Origin of the sequence: Thalassotalea atypica (genome assembly GCF_030295975.1) — a bacterium.
GTDB classification, from domain to species: Bacteria; Pseudomonadota; Gammaproteobacteria; order Enterobacterales; family Alteromonadaceae; genus Thalassotalea_F; species Thalassotalea_F atypica.
This window is the reverse complement of sequence record NZ_AP027364.1, coordinates 211,295-230,389: the sequence shown is the minus strand read 5'-3', so window position 1 is coordinate 230,389 and position 19,095 is coordinate 211,295. Positions and strand designations below refer to the sequence as shown.

Here is a 19,095-nt window from a genome sequence, read left to right as displayed (position 1 = left end):
TATACAAAAACTTATATGCATAAATTATTAAAACAAATAGCAACACTGCTAAAAATAGATGTACTTTTAGCCAAGTGTTTTGAGCTAGGGTTAAGCAAATACAGTGAATCAAAGCCATATTGGATAAAAGAACAGATTCTAGAAAATAAGTCTTATCAATCTCAAAAACTCTTGAGGCAAATATATACCAAAGGTATAGGAGTAAAACTAAATGGTGATATTGTCGTAAGCCATCCGCGATGCATTAATTTGGGAAATAATATTCATGTTGGTGATAACTGCTATTTTTTCTCACGCGCAGGGTTAACTATTGGAGATAACACACACCTTTCTAGAAATATTACTATTTATACCTCAAACCACGACTTTAAAGGGGAGTTGCTCCCGTATAGCTCAGATCACATTGATAAACCTGTTGTAATAGGCAATAACGTTTGGATTGGCATGAATGTGAATATACTACCAGGAATAACTATTGGTGACGGAGCAATTATAGGCATGGGAGCAACCGTCGCAAAAAATATTGCCTCCGGTGAAATCGTAGTATCACAACCTCATCGGGTCGTTGGTAAAAGAGATGAAAAACAATATGAGAAAAAGGCTACTAATCAACAGTTTGGTGGGGGTAACGGGAAACGTTTGTCAGAGCAAGAATTATCAAAATTCGCAACAAATCTTACGGATAAGAGGTGTTCTCCCTTTTTTGTTCTCAGTACTGGTCGAGCGGGTAGTACGACAATAGCAAAGCTATTAAGCCAGCACCCTGAAGTAACTTGTACACACGAACCAAAATTTTCTCTGGTTCGCTTATCTACTGAATACCTTCATGGTGAAAAAACATCAAGCGAGGCAAAAGCGGAATTAACAAGCCTCTATTCACATTTAAACTGTTACCCAACTGGAATATATGGAGAATCTGATCAAAAGCTGTCGAATATGGTAAGTCTATTAGCAGAGCTATACCCAAATGCAAAGTTTATTTGGTTAATTCGCTCACCAGAATATGCCGTAAATTCTACTTGGTCTAGGGGCTGGTTTAGCGATGAAGAATTAGGATTCTCTGACACTGATAAGCTTGAAAACCCTCTTTATAGAGACATTTTCTCTGACTATAGGCCCCAAGCCGATAAAGCCAATGAAATGAGTTCAGAAGAATGGAAAAAAATGTCATCTTTTGAAAGAAATTGTTGGTATTGGACATTTTGGAATTCAACTATTCAAAACCAGCTCATGAATATAGACTCTTCGAGATGGATTAAAATACGGCTAGAAGAGTTAGAGCAATCTACAGAATCCATCTTAGACTTTGTAGGAGCAAAGAAAACACCTATTGTTCAGGTGGTTACGAATAAGGCTGAATCTCGATATACTCTAGCAAGTAGAAAAGATTGGTCTGATAAAATGGCCAGAGAATTTAACAAATGGTGTGAAAATGAAAAACTCTATTAGCAATGAAGTAGCTATAACCATTCTTTTCGCCACATTTAAACGTGATGATATCTTACGTAAAAGCCTAAACGGTTTTTTGTCACTCGACACTTCCGGTATTTCGTTCGAAATTATCATTGTAGATAACGCATGTTTAGAAAGTACAAAAAATATAGTTAATTCATATGATCTTCCTATCACTTTTCTTCAGTGCCCAACCCCTGGGAAAAATGCAGCTATAAATATGGGTTTAGCAAAGGTTTCGGGAGACTATATAGTATTTACTGATGACGACATTATTCCCTATCCCCAATGGCTTCAAGCATACAAATCTGCATTTTTAAATTATGATGACGTTTCTATTTTTTGCGGCGGCTTGATACCGTCAATTACAGACTGGCCATCTTATATACCAATCAAAGACAAAAATATCATCGGTGCATATTGCATCAAAGATATGGGAGCGAAAGACGAGGAAATTCTCCCAGTAAAAATTTGGGGTGGCAATATGGCTATAAAAAGCGACGTATTCATAGGTGGTGTTACTTTCAACCAAAGTGTTGGTCCAAATGGAAAAGATTACATTATGGGCAGTGAAACTGAATTATTAGCAAGACTACAAAACCAAGGCTTTTCAGGTATGTATGTCGCTAACGCAAAAGTAATCCATCAAATAAGAAGTGAGCAATTGAAACTCGACTGGCTTAAAGGAAGAGCATTTAGACAAGGCAAAGGCAATGCTAATTATAACATCGAGAATCAACTTTTAGATACTAATATCAATCTACTGTTTAATATGCCACGCTATTTGGTCGTTCGCTATATCAAAGACTTGTTAACGTATCAGCTAGGTAAATTTTTTATAACTAGTCAAAAAAGAACATCACTCATGTACTCACTCAACATGAAAAAAGGTGAGCTTTTAAGGCTAAGAGAATTTTTCAATAATAATTAATTTTAGGGGTGCCTCCTATTTTTATTATCCTCAATAGAGGCATCCATAGTAGATAAAACAGCAACAATTGCTAGCAAACTATAAACAAGTTCAAAATATGCCAAGCTCACATTAAGGCCTGTAATTCCATAGGCAACAAAAGCCAATGATATGGCATTCGCTATATTCTTTTTCCATTGTTCATCTTCTGACGTAACTCTTCTAGCAATTTTTCTGGCTGTAAGATATCCATTAGACATCATAATCAGGAACATAAACAATCCCATAAAACCAGCACTAGCAAGCACTTGAAAATAAATGTTATGCGCAGCTTTGGGTCTTAGAGTTGTGGGTATTGGAGGTGTTTCAATCGGTCCAAAATTAGGCGTAACGCCAGCATATGTGCGCCAAAGCAGCGGATCTGTTGTAGCTTTGAAGCCGCCACCAGTCATTGGGTTATCTATCGCAATTAACGTCGCAATCTTCCATGCCCATAAGCGCCCAATAAAGGAATTGTCTTGTTCGGAAGCCGTTTCAATAGTTGCCTGCCGATCTTTCCATTCTTCGGGCGCATTTGCATAAAGTATAGGCATGGCAATTAGAGCAAGTACAACATATAAAATTTTCTTTTCAGACCTTAGCCACGTAGCAACAGCTAGAATAGTTAAGCCAATAAAACCGCCTCGAGAATAGGTACCAACTATAGCTACCGCACACAAGGCAGCTAAACCAAGCAAACCAAGCTTTAGGTGTTTATTCTTTGTAACACTCCAAAGGTAAAACACCAGCGGAATAGACATATTAATAGCTACAGCCAAATCATTTCTATCTTGAAGAATTCCTGAGCGGCCCGTTATACGATAACTTCCAGCAGATAATATAAATTTAATAGCTTCCATAGCTGCATAAGCCGATAAGCCCAGTACTATCGCCCAGATAAAAACATCGATATCTTTCTTCGTTCTAATCACCAAAGAAACGAACAAAAATAAAACTAGTACCTTCATAAACTCAGTAAATTTGAACCATGCGAAACCGCTATCTAATCTAATATTGAATATTGTAGAAATTAGCATCCAAAAACCGAAAAGAAATACCCAAAAGTGGATTGAAGTAAACTTTAGACTACTTTTTTCTTTCCAAACAAAATACGAAAGAGCTGTAAATACAACGATAGTTAAATTCAAGCGAAAAGCTTGCGAGAAACCAAATACCCATTCTGTTGGGGCCATTAACGCAATCCACACCCAAGCTGCAACACCGGCAACCGGTCTTTTAAATGTGTAATAAATAGCAATAAATAAGAAAATAACCAATAATAAATCACGCATTAGTCGTTATCCTTACTTTTCTCATCTTCACTAGTTGCCCAGCGCATTAATAACATCATCGCCGCTACATCGACTAACAAAAATAAACTGTCTATCATGTTTCACTACCCGATTTGGTAATCATAATTAATAATCCACTTTACTGATGACATAACGGAATTTACCTGATTTTTCTGGCGCTATTTGCTGCGCCGTCTCTATACCTATATCGACTTGTTCGCCTAAACGCGCTTTAAAGCCTGTAATAATTTTATTTTTGAGTTCGTCTGATAGCTCTGTACTAGGGACAACTTCTATGCGTGTAAAATCTATACTTTCTTGAGTTATCTTAAATTCTTCAATGCCATTCATCTCACGCAAGATATAGATAAGTGCTAAGCCGTGCATAATGGTGCCATCATGCGCGACAACAAAGTCAGTTGTTCGTCCTTCAATATTTTTTAATACCGGTAGGCCACGACCACAAGCACATGGTTTCGTATCAATGGTGCCAACATCACCGGTGCGATACCGAATAAATGGGAAGTCAGAGGTTGCCATATGGGTAACGACAATTTCACCGCTTTCGCCATTGGGTAAAACCTTACCTTGAGGGTCTATTATTTCAACAATGATATCTTCAGCCGATATATGCATATTGCCACTTGGGCATTCATGAGCAATAAAACCAGCGTCTCTGCCACCATAGCCATTCGCTACAGGAGCACCAAAAATAGTTTCAATTATCTCACGCTGATAAGGATATAAGCGCTCAGAAGTAACAAATACGACTTTGATGCCTAATTGCGTTAAGTCGATATTTTTTTCTTTCGCTGTTTTGGCTATTAAACTATATACCGAAGGATAGCCAAATAGCATTTTGGGCTTAATTGTTTTGATTTGATTGATAAACCCTAATAACTTAGTTTCATTCATATCAAACGCTGGGATCAGGGTTGATCTGAACAACTTATCGCGAGCGATACGTACTTTGTCTTGGGCGCCAAGCTCAATAGGCGATCCCCAGGCAACGATTTCTTTATCGCCAATATCAACGTCCCACCACCTTGTGGCACGCCACTTTTCAGCGACATCATGGCTTACTCTTTCATTACTCAATAGAAAAGTCAGCGGTGTACCACTTGAGCCACCAGTAGTGAACGGTTGTGTAGCGCCTGCATGTTCAGACGTAATTTGTTCAAAGTTATTTCTAATAGACGTTTTATCTAAAAATGGTAGCTGTGACAGATCTGAAATTGATCTTATGTTTTCGGGCGTTAACCCTTTTTCTGTAAAAATACGACGATAATAAGGCACTTCCGTTACGGTTTTTTTTATAAACTGATGTAAGCGCTGCTCAGCTTGCTCAATGATGGCTTCTTGTGATAACCATTGAGTTTGCTCTAGTTGTTGCTTTATTTTAACGGTTTTGTGTTTTTTCAATAATTCATGTAGAGGGAACAATAAACTCGTAACAATTGACGTATAGAAGCGATTAAACATTGGCCTACCCTTTCTGTGCTTTTTCATAGCATTGGCGTAGCTGTTCCCAAACGTTTTGCCAATAGAATTTTTTAGCCGTAGCAAGCCCATTTGAAATCAACGAAGCGCGCATTTTCTCTTGATTTAACACCGCTAAGGCATATACCGTTAAAGCGTTCACGTCTTTCGCTTCTGCTAGCAAAGCATCATGCTCATGGTTCACGAGTTTAGGAATACCACCGACATTAGTTGATACGCATGGCGTACCACAGGCCAAGGCTTCAATGATTGAATTTGGTGAGTTATCAACAAGGCTAGTATTTAGCATTAAATCTGCAGACTTATAAAGTTCGGCCATTTGTTCCGGTGCTAATCGCCCGAGAAAATTAACATGTGATGCGACACCCTCTGATGCTGCCAATGCGGTCAGCGATGCTAATTCTGGCCCTGTACCTGCTATTTTTAATTCCGCTTCTGGGTACTGGTGGCGAATGTTAGCGAATATTTTTATCGCTGTACCAACGTCATATATCGCTTCTAAATTTCGAGTAACGATAACGGTTGGTTTTCTCGCTGCGGTGCGCTCTAAGGTGTTGAAGCGTTGTTGATTTAGCACATTAGGAACAATGACTGCTATTTTTCCGTAACCATCGAAAACCTCTTGTAGGAAAGGCGATGGAACGACAATTTCATCAACGAGGTCTATTGTTCGTTTGACGTAATGCCAGGACTTTTTAAAGAACTCATCCGCATAGCCACCACGATAATTTAATATCACAGGCTTATTGAACGTTTTGGCAACTTTAATCGCTGGCGCAGCAAATAAGTGCCAAGACCATCCTGAATTAGCCATGATATGAACGATATCAGCGTCTTTAAGCTGATTTTTTAACGCCGACTTGTATTGCAACAACCGAAATCCAGCACGAAGTATAGGTAATTTACCGATCCATGCAGGGCGATACGAAGCATTTACCTGTACGATATCTACGTCTATATTTTCATTAGTTAAAAACGTTGCTAATTGACGTGTTTGATTAGCCATTCCCCCCGCAGGAGGCGGTAAAGGCCCGACAATGACGACTTTTTTAATAGGGCTAGTCATTAAGCTTTACCAAAGAAGAATATACAGGTAAGTAATTACTTACACTGACATGCCAGTTTCTTACGTTTTCAACATAATGGCGACCATTGTCAAGTATACCGTTCCATTGAGTTTGTTGTTCAAATGTGGCAACTATTTGCTTTGCTAAGTCATCAACGTCATCAGCTTTAAACAGATAACCTGTTTTATTATCTGTGATTAATTCATTATGCCCACCCACATCAGAAGCAAGTACTGGTTTGCCTTGCGCCATGGCCTCAAGTGGTTTTAGTGGTGTTACGAGATTAGTTAATCGCATTTTTTTTCTAGGGTAAATAAGTAAATCCACTAGGCTGTAATATTTACTCACTTCTTGATGTGGCACTCGTCCGGTAAAAATCACAGAAGCGTCTACTCCTAACTCTTTTACCTGTGCCTTTAGGTTTTCTTCTTGTGGTCCACCACCTACGAGTAATAATTTAATATCAGGCACTTTTTTCAAGACTTGAGGTAAGGCACTAACAAGTAGATCCAACCCTTCATATGCATAAAAGGACCCTAAAAATCCAAGTACTTTGCTATTTTCCAACGCTAATTCTGCTTCGAGCGTTTTGTCTTTTTCTGTTATTACTTCAAATTGTTCAACATTTACTGCATTAGGTATAACCGTTAATTTTTCTTCGTTAACACCACGAGCTATCAAGTCTTGTTTTAGGCCATCGCAAATCGTGGTGACCGCGTCAGCTTTTTTTACTACGTATGACTCTAACGCACGTGTCAGTTTGTAACGTAAATCATTTTCTTTACAGGTACCATGGTCAACTGCTGCGTCTTCCCAAAATGCGCGAATTTCATACACAACAGGTAGCCCACAAACTTTGGCTGCTTGCAATGCGGCTAAGCCATTGAGAGCTGGAGAATGCGCATGAATAACATCTGGATTTTCCTTTGCAACAACTTCTAAGATTCGTTCCTTCATTGGCTTTACACAGGCTAGTTGCCCAATCAATGGCAATTGGCCTGCCATACCTGGTATTGGCTTAGAACGGTAAAAGGTTAGACCATCAACAGTTTCCTCTAGCGCCTCATTATTGCCATGTTTGGGGCTAGTCACATGACAAGTCTCTATACCTAGTTGATGCTGCTGTTTTAATATCGACCGTGATCTAAAGGTATAACCGCTATGAATTGGTATTGAATGATCAAAAACGTGTAAAACTTTCACGATTACGCCCCATTACTTGCTGATGACGTTAAACGTTGGCGCAGAAATGATTCAAACATCATCAAAGTCCATAGCGATGCACTATTATCACGCACGCCTTTGACATGTTGATCAATTAACTTATTAAGCTGGGCTTGCGAAAAGTACCCTGAATTTTTCATTTGCTGTGATAACAGACCATCGTATAGCCTGTCTTTTAGTGGTCCTCTAAACCAATCTGCTAACGGCACTGAAAACCCCATTTTTTTACGATACAAAACATCATGTGGTAAATGCGGTTCCATTGCCTGTTTCAGTGATTTTTTACCAACACCTTGTACCAAGTTTTGACTTGTAGGAACATTGAAACCCCACTCCACAAATTTATGATCCAAAAACGGGACTCTTACTTCCAGTGAGTGCGCCATGCTAGCTCTATCTACCTTAGTTAAAATATCGCCAACCAAATAGGTTTTCATGTCCAAATATTGGGCTGTTTTTATTGGATCGAGTTTACCCAGCTTACTTCGGTATTGGTTGAATACTTCAATAGAGGAATAACCGTTGAGCTTTTGCTTAAATTCAGACGAAAACAGTTTAGCGCGCTCATCCTGTCTAAGAATGGACATCGAGTTGTGATAGCCTTCAACCGTATCTAAAGCCATTGATTGAAAGGTTGTTTTGCCTCTAAATATTTTCGGCGCCCAATCCAATTTCGGGTATAGTGCACCTAAAGGGCCAAAAAGAGGTTTTCGTAACCCCAACGGCAACATGTTTCGAACTTTATCTTCATTGCCATGCAGTCGATAGCGGCCATAACCGGCAAATAGCTCATCTGCGCCATCGCCACTTAACGCAACGGTGACGTGTTGACGCGCTAATTGACAGACACGATACGTTGGCATTGCTGAGCTATCAGCATAAGGTTCATCATAGAGAAACGCTAGCTTATCCACTAAATCAAAGTCGTTCTGATCCACAATATCAATGCGATGATCCGCGTTATAACGCTTTGCCACTTCTTTGGCATAATCTGTTTCGTTAAACTCTTTAACGTCAAAGCCTATTGAGCAAGCATTAACCGGCTCAGTTTGTAGTTGTGACATTAAGGCAACAACAGCACTAGAGTCTACGCCGCCAGATAGAAATGAGCCTAAAGGCACATCGGATACCATTCTAATGTCAACCGCTTCTTTTAAGCGCTCTGCCATTTGTTCTTGTACTTCTTGCTCAGACAAGGCTTCAATATCCGTAGGAATGTCCCAGTATTCACGACTGATTGGGATTTCCTTATCGCCCCGTTTTACCGTGAAGCAGTGCCCCGGCCTTAATTTATAAGCATTTTGATAAATAGTGTAAGGCTCTGGCACATAGCCAAAAGTAAAATAATCTTCAACAGTTGAGTCACGTAATTTTTTATCAAATAAAGGATGCTCAGTAAGCACTTTTAATTCTGAGCCAAAAGCAAAATGACCATCTTCTAGCAGCGTAAAATAAAACGGTTTAATGCCTAGACGATCTCGGGCAACAAACAGACATTCCTTTTGACGATCCCAAATAGCAAAAGCGAACATGCCACGTAAATGATGAACGCAATCTTCACCCCATTCCAAATAGGCGTTAAGAATAGTTTCTGTATCGCCTTCAGTATGAAATTGATACCCCTTAGCTTTTAATTCATTTTGTAGTGTTTTGTAGTTATATATTTCGCCATTGAACACAATAATAGCTCGCTGGCACGAGCTCATCATCGGCTGTGGACTGCCTTCTAAGTCAATAATTGAAAGACGTCTGTGCGCCAATGCGAGTCCCGGATCAAAAAAATAATCCCCAGCATCAGGACCTCGATGAATTTGTTTATCATTCATTCTTGAGATTAAATTGGCATCGATGTCATGTTTTAATGACAAGTGAAATATGCCCGCAATACCGCACATTATTATGATTCCTTGTTTAACACTTGCTGGTAAAGTTGATGATATTTTTCAACCATTTGTTCAATACTAAATTTATCTTGGCAATAATGTCTCACCAAAGTGCTATCATTTGCTAGTTTTTCTTGTTGAGCTACATACTGAGACATTGCTTTGGTTAACGACTTAACATCATTAACTTCGACTAAGTGTGTCGACTGATGTTTTGGTACAATAAGTTCTGGATTACCGCCCACATGGGTCGCGATAACAGGCAACCCGGTCGCCATGGCTTCTAACAACGTATTCGAGATCCCTTCAGCTAACGAAGGTAAAACAAATACATCCATTAATTTCATGATCTCTGACACATCTGAGCGTAGCCCAGTAAACCAAACCGATTCAAGTGCGTTCGCCTCATGAACTATTTGTTGCAGTTGAGGCATCAATACACCATCGCCGACAATGATCAACTTCAAACGATTTTGGTATTCTGGATATTGTTGCCAAAGCGCAATAAATGCTTCAACTAAGTAGCCTTGATTCTTGACTTCAGCAAGTCGTCCTACTGTACCGAACACTATTTTGTCATCACCTGAAAAGTGTTCTGGCCGATCCAAATCAGACTGCCCTGGTGAAAATTTGTTAACATCCACGCCATTACAGATGTGGTTAACTTTTTCAGGCAATACATGAATTTTCTCACGAAGGTAAATACACGCTTCCTTAGATAAACCAATATACTGATGTACAAAAGGACGAAAAAGTTTTCTTAGCTGTTGATATTTTTTGTTAGCTCCTGCCAGGTCACGAACATCCCAGCCATGTTCTCCATGAATACGTAACGGTACACGTGCACAAAAAGCGGAAACTTGGGCTTCCAACGCACTTAAATTTCTCGTATGTACGACATCTGGTTTCAATTTTCTCAACAATTTCCAGCAATTGAAAAGCCATTTAACGCTTTTACCTGAAGGTTTATTCAAGTTATAAATTTGAGCATTCCCAGATTTTATACGCTTAAAAAAAGCATCATCATGGTCACTCACGCAAATAATGCTATGTTGGTAACGGCCTCTGGGTAACTGGTTAATAATATTAACCACCCCATTTTCCAACCCACCTGTAGCAAAAGAATATACAACATGTGCCACATGAATTTCTTGTTGAGCAACCATCAACGAATCAACCCATTATTGCTCTTTACAAAGTATTGTGAAGTAGAGTCAATAGCTAAAGCTATTTGTTTAAGTGCAGTTTGTTCACCTTCTGTGACAGGAATAGAGTAAGCAACAATTTCTGAGTTCGAAGCAGAGTCTAAAAATAATGTTAGTGCTTGTTTTAACTTAACTGTTGGTTCATCTAAGACAATATCACCATCGACCTGATACCAATATACAACGACACGCTCTGCTCCTGTAATTGATCTTAAGAGCAGTCGCTTAGCTTTGTGCCCATTGAGCTCGAAAGCAACGCGCTCGACTATTGTCCAGTTATCGTGGTCGAAAACCCTATTGGCATGATTGATCATTTCACCAGTAACCTGTTTATTTGCATAGACTGCCCGATATATCTCGACGTCGGCGTCACTCTCCACATGAGACTGCAATAAAGCATGATGATAAACAATGCCCCAATTGGATTTATCCACTTTTGGTAATTCAGTGATGGCAGCCATTACTTCTTTTGGCTGTTCAACGATCGGAACAGTTGATTTTGCCACTTGAGTCGCTAACAATATTGCAGCGGCAGAAACTAATGTGACAACTGAAAATGATGTACTTGATTGCTCTTTGATAGCTTTTGCTTTTGATTCATCACTTGAAAGTTCTGGATCGGAAAATTTGCCGCCAATCCAAAACATTAACATGATAACAAAGCCAAAGAATAGCCAGCCATACACTAAATGATCTGCGCCCGTTGCGTATTCCATATCAGAGTAATAAGCAACAATAACAATAAGATATGCTCTTATGCCATTTGCCAAGATGGGTAAGAACAAAGCGAAGAGAAAAAATAACATCTGTTTCTTTAAGCTATTGTATGACAAATAGGCAAACAAAGTCCCTACTGCCAATGATGCAATAAGATAGCGAATACCGGAGCAAGCAACAGCCACTTCAAAAAGGCCATTGGGTATTTGTATGTACAGACCGTCCCTAAAAACTGGAATACCATGCAGCTTTAAAAACGCAACGGTAAACCAAGCAGTAATGTCTTGTAATTCTGGAATTAAATTTTCGCCCATTGGCACGAGGAAAATAAGATATGCAAGCGGAAATTTATAATGCCACGCCAGTTTATTACCGAGTAATAACCAAATTAGTGAAATTAAGCAGGTCACGGCAGAAAGTTGACCAAGTACATTAATATCCGCCGCATAAGCAAATAGAGAAACTACAAGACTACCTATAACAAAAGGAAGGGCGAACCAACTAGTTTGTGTCTTGCTGTGGAGTAAGTAAGCCCTATCTCGCCAAAAAAGCCATAATGAAATAGGTAAGATAAAGTAACCGTGAGCAAATGTGTCTGAACGTCGCCAAATTGCTTCCATAACTGTTAGGTTATCGTAATAAACGAACAGCCATAACGATAATAATACGAATATAGACAAGTTAAATTTTAAGCTTGTTTTTATCATTTCTCACTCGCCTTGGTGCTATACAACTCTTTTAAAGGTTGTAATGTTTGTTTCCATGTAAACTGCTGAAGTATCCAATTCCTGTTACTACATTCTTCGTTGCTTACTTGCTCTTTATCGCCTAAATATTTATTACAAACTTGAGCAAACATGTTAGCGTCATCATGGATATGGATCTGTTCGGAATTTGGTGCATTGATTCCTTCCATCGCCATCGAAGTACAAACAACCGGTCTGTCTAACGCCATTGCTTCTAGGACCTTATTTTGTATACCTCGAGCAATTCTTAATGGAGCAACTGTACATTTTGCATTTGCGATAAACGGTCGGACATCAACCACTCTGCCCGTCACGATTACCCCTTTTACCTCAGCTAACGCTATTACTTCAGTACTTGGATTTCCTCCAGCAATGACAAATTGCGCATCAGGATGTTTTACTAAGATTATTGGCCACACCTGTTCAACAAACCACACAACGGCATCAATATTGGCCCAATAATCCATCGCACCTGTAAATGAAATAAATGAGCTTTTAGGACGTAATGGTTCATCAGTAAAAGTAGCTTCAGGATCGAAAAACGCTACATCAACACCGTTTAATATTCCACAGACTTTTGCTTTATCAGTTTCGTTCTGTCTTTCTCTAAATAACTCTGCTTCATCCGGCGAGACAAAAAGGCTATGGTTAAATGTCTGGCATATTTTGTCTTCAATATGGCCTAGTAATTTATGCTCCCGTTGATAGATCCATTTGGCAATGCCTGATTTTTTCTCAGCATATTGACGCCATTTATCTGAGTCTACATCCACGAAGTCAATGACACGTTCAAGATCGCGATATTGTTCACCCTGACAGTACTGAGCCATAGAAGAGGAATAAACGAATATTTTATTGACTTTATGATCAGCGATTACATCATCCACCCAGCTTTGCATTTTCCCGTCGTAATAATACGGTACGGTAATGGGTTGACGGCTCAAAAAAGCTCTTAATCCTTTAATTTTAGCTAGGGTTTTATTTTGATCTAAAGTGAACAGTGTTTTGCAGTGCTCCTTCAGTTCTTCGACATAGCGTTTATCAAAAGGATCATCTATAAAGCAACCTAAGTGGACATCAAATTGTTGATTTAGCTGTTTTAAAATATTAAATGAACGAATTTTATCGCCCTTATTAGGCGGAAAAGGAATGCGATGACACAAAAACAGTAGCGGCTCCTTGCTTATGTTATTTTCAGACATTTTGCTATCCTAAATACTTCGATAAAAATGGGCCGACAAACTGACTCACAGCTAGAGGCAATTTTTGCCACAATTGAATAAATAACTTATATTTCGGATTATTTGGGCTTAGATTGGGTAGCTCTGTCGCTTTCACTAAATGAAAGTAGTAATAAAGTGGCTTGGGTTCCATCCCCCAATTCTTCTTATATTTATAGGGACCACTTTCATCCTTACTACGGCCAAAATCAAACCATCGGTATCCTTTTTTCTGAGCATGGCACATCACTTGATAGTACATGTAATCGGCACTTTTAATAAATCTGGAAGCTTCATTGCCACCCCCGTAATACGGGAGTACCTGCTCATTAAAATAGAAATTCAGTACTGCAGTAGACGGTTTATCTTCATTGTCCCTTACAACAAGAATATCAGCATCTTCACCAAATTCTTCCATTAAATTGCTAAAGTACTGCTTAGAAAAAATAGGTGTTCCTAGGTTGCGATAACTTTGTGAAAGCAGATGATAGAACGTTTCTACATCCGTATTGAAATCTCCTTTGAGCTCATTTTTCAAAGAATGTCGAATAACTGCTCTTTGTTTCTTTTTAACGCTGGCTAAAATCTTTTCTTCACCTTCAGCTAATTCAACACCAAACGTGCTGTGCGCTCTTTTTAACAGCAACGGCGATTCTTGTTTTGTTTTATAACGCAGCTCTAAGTAGTCAACTTGCAATTCTTCCGCCAAATCACATGCATATTGCTCAAGTTGCCTTACAATAGAATCACTGTCGGCTATCGCTCCACCGTAGACACAAAAAGGTGTAGACACTAATGCATGACCAAACAAACGGCTTTTGACTTCAACTAAAGGTAACAAGCCAACTATCGAGTTTTCTTGGGTTGCGACAAGATAATAACAAGGATGTGAAAAGCTTTTCTCAATAACATTCTTCCATCCGCATAAATGAAAAAAACTGCCATTGGGGTGCTGCTTTACATAGTCGTCCCATTGCGATATTTGTTTAGTTGATAAGGCGCTTATCAATAATTTTGCTTCATTACTCACTTATCTAATCCATTTGAAAAGTAAACTTGTTCCATCGTAGACCATTGATAGTCATCGAGTAGTCTAACGATTTTATCCTCCATGCGTGATAAATTCAGATAATGACGAAATTTTGATCTTGCCGATGCACCTTTTATTTTTGGTTGTTTTGGATCTATTTCCCAAGGGTGAAAATAAAAGCTATAGGGTTGGCTTTCTTGCTGGTGGAATTTATCAATTCGTCTCTTAGAATACCAATATGGGTATAATCTGAAGAAGCCACCACCACCGATGCCAATATTCTGCTCATTTTTACGCAAGGTTGGTACGGGTATCTCAACAATACCCTCAGGGCGATCATATTTAAAACGTGGCCAATCAGGTACCCCATATAAGTCATGCTCAATTGGATAGGTACTAGAGCTGTAGGTAAATCCCAACGCTTTTAAAATTTCATACGCCCATTCATTGTTTTCATTGATTGAAAAGCTTGGGGCGCGATAACCATTTATTTTATTTCCCGAGCAATCTTCAAGAATTGATTTACTGCGATAGACATCGTCACGAAATTGCTCAGGTGTCATCTGAGTAGCACGTTGATGAGTATGACCATGACTTGCAAGTTCATGCCCCTGAGCAACTATTTCTTTGATTAAATTTGGACATTGCTGTCCAACCCAGCCTAAGGTGAAAAAGGTGCTTTTGACATGATGAAGTTCAAACAACTCAAGTAATCTATAGGTATTTTTTTCAACCCTCAGCGGCAAATTATTCCAGTCTTTTGACTTAATAACGTTTTCAAATGCAGAGACATGAAAATAGTCTTCTACATCAACTGTCATAGCATTGCGTATGGGCAATTTTTTATTAGTAGACGGCATTTCTTCAGTTATCGCCCTTTGCCAAACAAAACAATTTCAACGGTTCTGATCAGTATCAATAGATCCAATAGAAAGCTGCGATGCTTGATGTAATAAAGATCATATTTTAATTTTTCCAACGCGTCTTATTCTGTCGCGCCATAGGGGTACTTCAATTGAGCCCAGCCAGCTAAGCCAGGTTTAACATTGTGACGTTCATTATAATAAGGAATAGACTTAACTAAATTTTGCACAAATTGAGGGCGTTCAGGGCGTGGACCAACAAAGCCCATATCACCGCGCATTACATTATAAATTTGTGGTAACTCGTCAACACGATATTTACGAATGAAATTACCTATACGAGTCGTCCTTGAATCATTCTTGGATGCCCATTGTGCGCCATTTTTCTCTGCGTCGACGCACATGCTTCTAAACTTGATGATATGGAAGGGTTCACCATCAAGTCCAACTCGCTCTTGCAAATAGAAAACGGGTGCACCAAAGCCTTCTTCTAATTTTATCAAAATTGCAGTAATCAACATGACTGGCCATGTCAGCAGCAACAAGAAAAATGCCATTGTTGCGTTAAATATCCAATCTAGCGTGTTACGTAAGTAATTATTGGACGCAAAACCATTAGAGTAGATAACCCAGCTAGGGTAAATTAAATTCACCGCTATTTGGCTTGTTTCACGTTCAATAAAGTCAAGTATTTCAGTAACTTCTATGCCTCTAATTTTACAAGCAAAGAGTTCATCAATCGGCAAGTTATTTCGTCGCTCATCACTAGCAACGACTATTTCATCGATATCATGCTCTAATGCATAATGGACTAATGACTCATTTAATTTGATTCGAGTTTCTAATTTAATGCCATTGTCGCTATCACCCTCCATAACAACAAAACCATGGACATGAAATGCTTGTCGATCGACACCTCTTCTCATTCTTTTTTCAATAATAGATGCACGTTCACCTGCGCCTATCACGAGCACTCTGCGTTTATTGAAACCAAAAAAATCGATTTGCAAAGTAAAATACCTAAAGACACTCGCTAAAACACAACCAATAACAGATGCAATCCCTAATATCTCAACAGGCAACGACTGGGGGCCATAAAAAGGGTTAACTAGAGAAACTATTGAAAAGCCGATGGCAATAGCCACAAATAATCGCCTAATAATTCCACGGTAACTCTCTCTAATTTTAGAGTTATACAAACCTAGCGCTAAGGACGATAACTGAACAACAAGCGCATAAATCATCCCGTAAATAAATAAAATATTATTGTGTATATCGGCGGTTTGAACTAAAGATAAAAATTGGTTGATATAGATAGCAAGAAACAGAGCGCAGGAGAACATTGCAAATTCTACAAGCACTAAAGTTTTACTGCCTGCTGACAAATCCTTTAGTTTTAGACTAGACATAGTTCTTTCTACTTCCTTAATAAATAGATATTTTCTAAAAAAGAACAGGGCATTATTCTTTGAAATTCCTTTTTTAACTCTAATTAAGCCATGCTAGCAAAATTAACTTTATATTTACAGATTTTAAATATTGCGACTAATTTGTTAAAGAATGTGCAACAGTTTAAAAAATACCATACAATCAAAATTGGCAATCAAAAAACCTAGGTCTAAAAAGGTATTAACCATGGAAAAAAGCTTTACTAATAAAATAAAAACTATTGCTGTAGCCCTTTTTGCAGGTTGTGTTTTATCTGCATGTAGTAGCGCGCCTACCTTACCTGCTGCAACGTTACATCCCTCCAATACAACAGATATTAATACCTATAAATATCTAATTGGTGCAGGCGATAGCGTTAATATTTTTGTTTGGCGCAACCCTGAAGTATCAGGCTCTTTTGTTGTAAGACCTGACGGCATGATCACAACATCGCTGGTTGAAGATATTCCTGTTTCTGGAAAAACACCAACAGAATTGGCCAGACAAATTGAAGAAACGTTAGGCACCTATTTACGAGATCCCGTTGTAACGGTCACCGTTGCCGGGTTTGTTGGTCCATTTAGCGAACAGATTAGGGTTATTGGTGAAGCGTCACAACCACAAGCCATTAGCTATAAGAAGAATATGACATTGCTAGATGTCATGATCGCAGTTGGAGGATTAACCGAGTTCGCCGATGGTAATGATGCAATTATTGCTCGATTAGAAAATGGCGTGCAAAAAGAATATAACGTCGCGATTGATGATCTAATTAAATCGGGTGAGATCAGTGCCAACGTCGACATGTTACCCGGTGATATCATCATCATTCCAGAAGCTTGGTTTTAGTTAAAATTTTAATATAGTCACACAAGAATGTAGTTATGAATTGCCTGTTTTTAGAGGTCAGGAATGCAAGAGTTAATTGAACAGATAATAGATTATCTGAAAGGAATTTGGATTAAACGGCGCTATATTATTATAGCAACATGGCTTATCTGTCCTATTGGTTGGTATTTTATTGCACAAATGCCTGATGTGTACAAGTCTCAAGCGCGTGTATACGTTGACACGCAGTCCTTGTTACGCCCTTTGTTGCGTGGTTTAACTGTTGAAACTAACCCAAATACACAGATTCGTCTGATGGTACAAACATTACTCAGTCGGCCAAACTTAGAGCGTATTTCTCGTATGACTGACTTGGATGTTCAGGCAAGTAACAATGCGGAATATGAAGAAATATTACAGAGCCTGAAAAAGAACTTGAATATTTCCCCTGTAGGTCGAGAAAATATCTATATTTTATCTACTGAAAACGAAGACCCAGAATTAGCCAAAAATATCGTCCAATCGACTCTGACTGTTTTTATCGAAAACACCTTAGGCGAAACTCGAAGTGATTCAGATGAAGCTCAAAAATTCTTGAATACACAAATCAGAGAATATGAAAATAGATTGCTGGAAGCCGAAAATCGCCTAACGGCTTTTAAGCAAAAGTACAGTAATATTTCACTTGGACAGAGTGGCAGTGGCTATTACACCGCATTGAATGCTGAAAAAGTTAATTTAGAAAGAGCTGAGCTACTCCTAGCTGAAGCAACAACAAGATTAAACTCCGCCAAGGCACAACTCGTCGGTGAAGAACCTGTATTTGGTCTTTTTTCAAGTCGTGTAGAGAGCTCCAATCGAGTGACCACTACTTACGATAATAGAATACTTTCATTGGAAGAAAATCTTGATGCGTTGCTGTTGAGGTACACTGAAAACCACCCAGAAGTAAAAGAGCTTCAACGTCAACTGGACTCTTTGAATGAGAAACGAGATTCAGAAATTAAAGATTATTATGAATCAGTTAAAGCTAGCTCAGGTAATGCTGGGAATACAGGTATAAGCTCTATTGATCAAAACCCTGTCTTTCAAGAGATGAAGATACAAGTGAATCAATACGAAAATGAAGTGGCATCATTAACTGTTCGTGTGAATAGCTTTAAAGAGCGCCTCTTAGAGCTAGAAAACAAGGTGCATACGTTACCAGAAATAGAAGCAGAGCTGACCGCTTTAAATCGTGGCTATAATATTACCAAGCAAAAATATGAAGAGTTGTTATCTCGAAAAGAGACAGCTGAACTTGCTCAACAAGCAGAAGAGACTACAGATAAAATCCAATTTAGGGTCATAGATCCACCCAGAGCTGAACTTGAGCCAACAGGCCCGCCTAGAATCGTATTTTTTGCACTCATTACTGTAATCGGTATCGGTGTAGGGGTAGGTTTATCTCTGGCGATGAGCCAGATCAGTCCGGTAATTACCTCAAGCAGTCAATTATCCAGAGCCACTGGAATTCCGGTGTTTGGCACAGTTTCAGCTAATAAAAACCTGGGACTTCATCAATGGAACACCAACAAAACACGGCTGTTTATGTTATCGAATATCATTCTACTTATTATACTGACTATGTTTATCAGTTATTTCTTATTTCCTGATGCAATACAAGCACCACTGAAGAGGTTGTTTTAGCC

14 protein-coding genes and 1 pseudogene are annotated in these 19,095 nt (G+C 38.8%); 4 read left to right on the top strand and 11 right to left on the bottom strand.

Annotation, left to right across the window (positions count from 1 at the left end):
- Window positions 1-15: 15 nt before the first annotated feature.
- Together QUE03_RS01015 and QUE03_RS01010 are read left to right on the top strand one after the other, a co-directional pair.
- A complete protein-coding gene (locus tag QUE03_RS01015; protein WP_286264209.1) occupies window positions 16-1,449 on the top strand; it encodes a DapH/DapD/GlmU-related protein in 1,434 nt (477 codons plus the stop codon).
- Window positions 1,433-2,383 (top strand): glycosyltransferase family 2 protein, encoded by a 951-nt coding sequence (locus QUE03_RS01010; RefSeq protein WP_286264207.1) that lies wholly within the window; start codon window positions 1,433-1,435, stop codon window positions 2,381-2,383. The genes QUE03_RS01015 and QUE03_RS01010 overlap by 17 nt, the downstream gene beginning before the upstream one ends.
- A gap of 2 nt (window positions 2,384-2,385) precedes the next feature.
- On the opposite strand, the gene QUE03_RS01005 is transcribed toward QUE03_RS01010, so the two are convergent.
- The 11 genes and pseudogenes from QUE03_RS01005 to QUE03_RS00955 form a co-directional block, all read right to left on the bottom strand.
- Window positions 2,386-3,693: a putative O-glycosylation ligase, exosortase A system-associated gene (locus tag QUE03_RS01005; protein WP_286264205.1), complete on the bottom strand. Its 1,308-nt coding sequence runs from the start codon at window positions 3,691-3,693 to the stop codon at window positions 2,386-2,388.
- A 126-nt stretch (window positions 3,694-3,819) separates the two neighbouring features.
- Window positions 3,820-5,175: a phenylacetate--CoA ligase family protein gene (locus QUE03_RS01000; protein ID WP_286264203.1), complete on the bottom strand. Its 1,356-nt coding sequence runs from the start codon at window positions 5,173-5,175 to the stop codon at window positions 3,820-3,822.
- A gap of 4 nt (window positions 5,176-5,179) precedes the next feature.
- Window positions 5,180-6,259 (bottom strand): glycosyltransferase family 4 protein, encoded by a 1,080-nt coding sequence (locus QUE03_RS00995; protein WP_286264202.1) that lies wholly within the window; start codon window positions 6,257-6,259, stop codon window positions 5,180-5,182.
- Window positions 6,252-7,463, bottom strand: a complete 1,212-nt coding sequence (locus QUE03_RS00990; RefSeq protein WP_286264200.1) for a TIGR04063 family PEP-CTERM/XrtA system glycosyltransferase — start codon at window positions 7,461-7,463, stop codon at window positions 6,252-6,254. The genes QUE03_RS00995 and QUE03_RS00990 overlap by 8 nt, the downstream gene beginning before the upstream one ends.
- A 2-nt stretch (window positions 7,464-7,465) precedes the next feature.
- Window positions 7,466-9,379, bottom strand: coding sequence for an XrtA/PEP-CTERM system amidotransferase (locus tag QUE03_RS00985; RefSeq protein WP_286264198.1), 1,914 nt, complete (start codon window positions 9,377-9,379; stop codon window positions 7,466-7,468).
- A 2-nt stretch (window positions 9,380-9,381) separates the two neighbouring features.
- Entirely contained in the window at window positions 9,382-10,533 is a 1,152-nt protein-coding gene (locus QUE03_RS00980; protein ID WP_286267716.1) for a TIGR03088 family PEP-CTERM/XrtA system glycosyltransferase, read from the bottom strand.
- Window positions 10,533-11,996, bottom strand: coding sequence for an exosortase A (gene xrtA, locus QUE03_RS00975; protein WP_286264196.1), 1,464 nt, complete (start codon window positions 11,994-11,996; stop codon window positions 10,533-10,535). The genes QUE03_RS00980 and xrtA overlap by 1 nt, the downstream gene beginning before the upstream one ends.
- Entirely contained in the window at window positions 11,993-13,237 is a 1,245-nt protein-coding gene (locus QUE03_RS00970; RefSeq protein ID WP_286264194.1) for a TIGR03087 family PEP-CTERM/XrtA system glycosyltransferase, read from the bottom strand. The genes xrtA and QUE03_RS00970 overlap by 4 nt, the downstream gene beginning before the upstream one ends.
- A gap of 4 nt (window positions 13,238-13,241) precedes the next feature.
- A complete protein-coding gene (locus tag QUE03_RS00965; protein WP_286264192.1) occupies window positions 13,242-14,285 on the bottom strand; it encodes a FemAB family XrtA/PEP-CTERM system-associated protein in 1,044 nt (347 codons plus the stop codon).
- Window positions 14,282-15,106, bottom strand: coding sequence for an XrtA system polysaccharide deacetylase (locus QUE03_RS00960; RefSeq protein ID WP_286264191.1), 825 nt, complete (start codon window positions 15,104-15,106; stop codon window positions 14,282-14,284). Before QUE03_RS00960 ends, QUE03_RS00965 begins: the two co-directional genes overlap by 4 nt.
- Before the next feature lie 47 nt (window positions 15,107-15,153).
- Window positions 15,154-16,557: pseudogene (locus tag QUE03_RS00955) on the bottom strand (TIGR03013 family XrtA/PEP-CTERM system glycosyltransferase).
- Window positions 16,558-16,783: 226 nt separating this feature from the next.
- Here QUE03_RS00955 and QUE03_RS00950 point away from each other — a divergent pair.
- A complete protein-coding gene (locus QUE03_RS00950; protein WP_286264189.1) occupies window positions 16,784-17,425 on the top strand; it encodes an XrtA/PEP-CTERM system exopolysaccharide export protein in 642 nt (213 codons plus the stop codon).
- 63 nt (window positions 17,426-17,488) lie between these two features.
- Window positions 17,489-19,093, top strand: a complete 1,605-nt coding sequence (locus tag QUE03_RS00945; protein WP_286264187.1) for an XrtA system polysaccharide chain length determinant — start codon at window positions 17,489-17,491, stop codon at window positions 19,091-19,093.
- Window positions 19,094-19,095 lie beyond the last annotated feature (2 nt).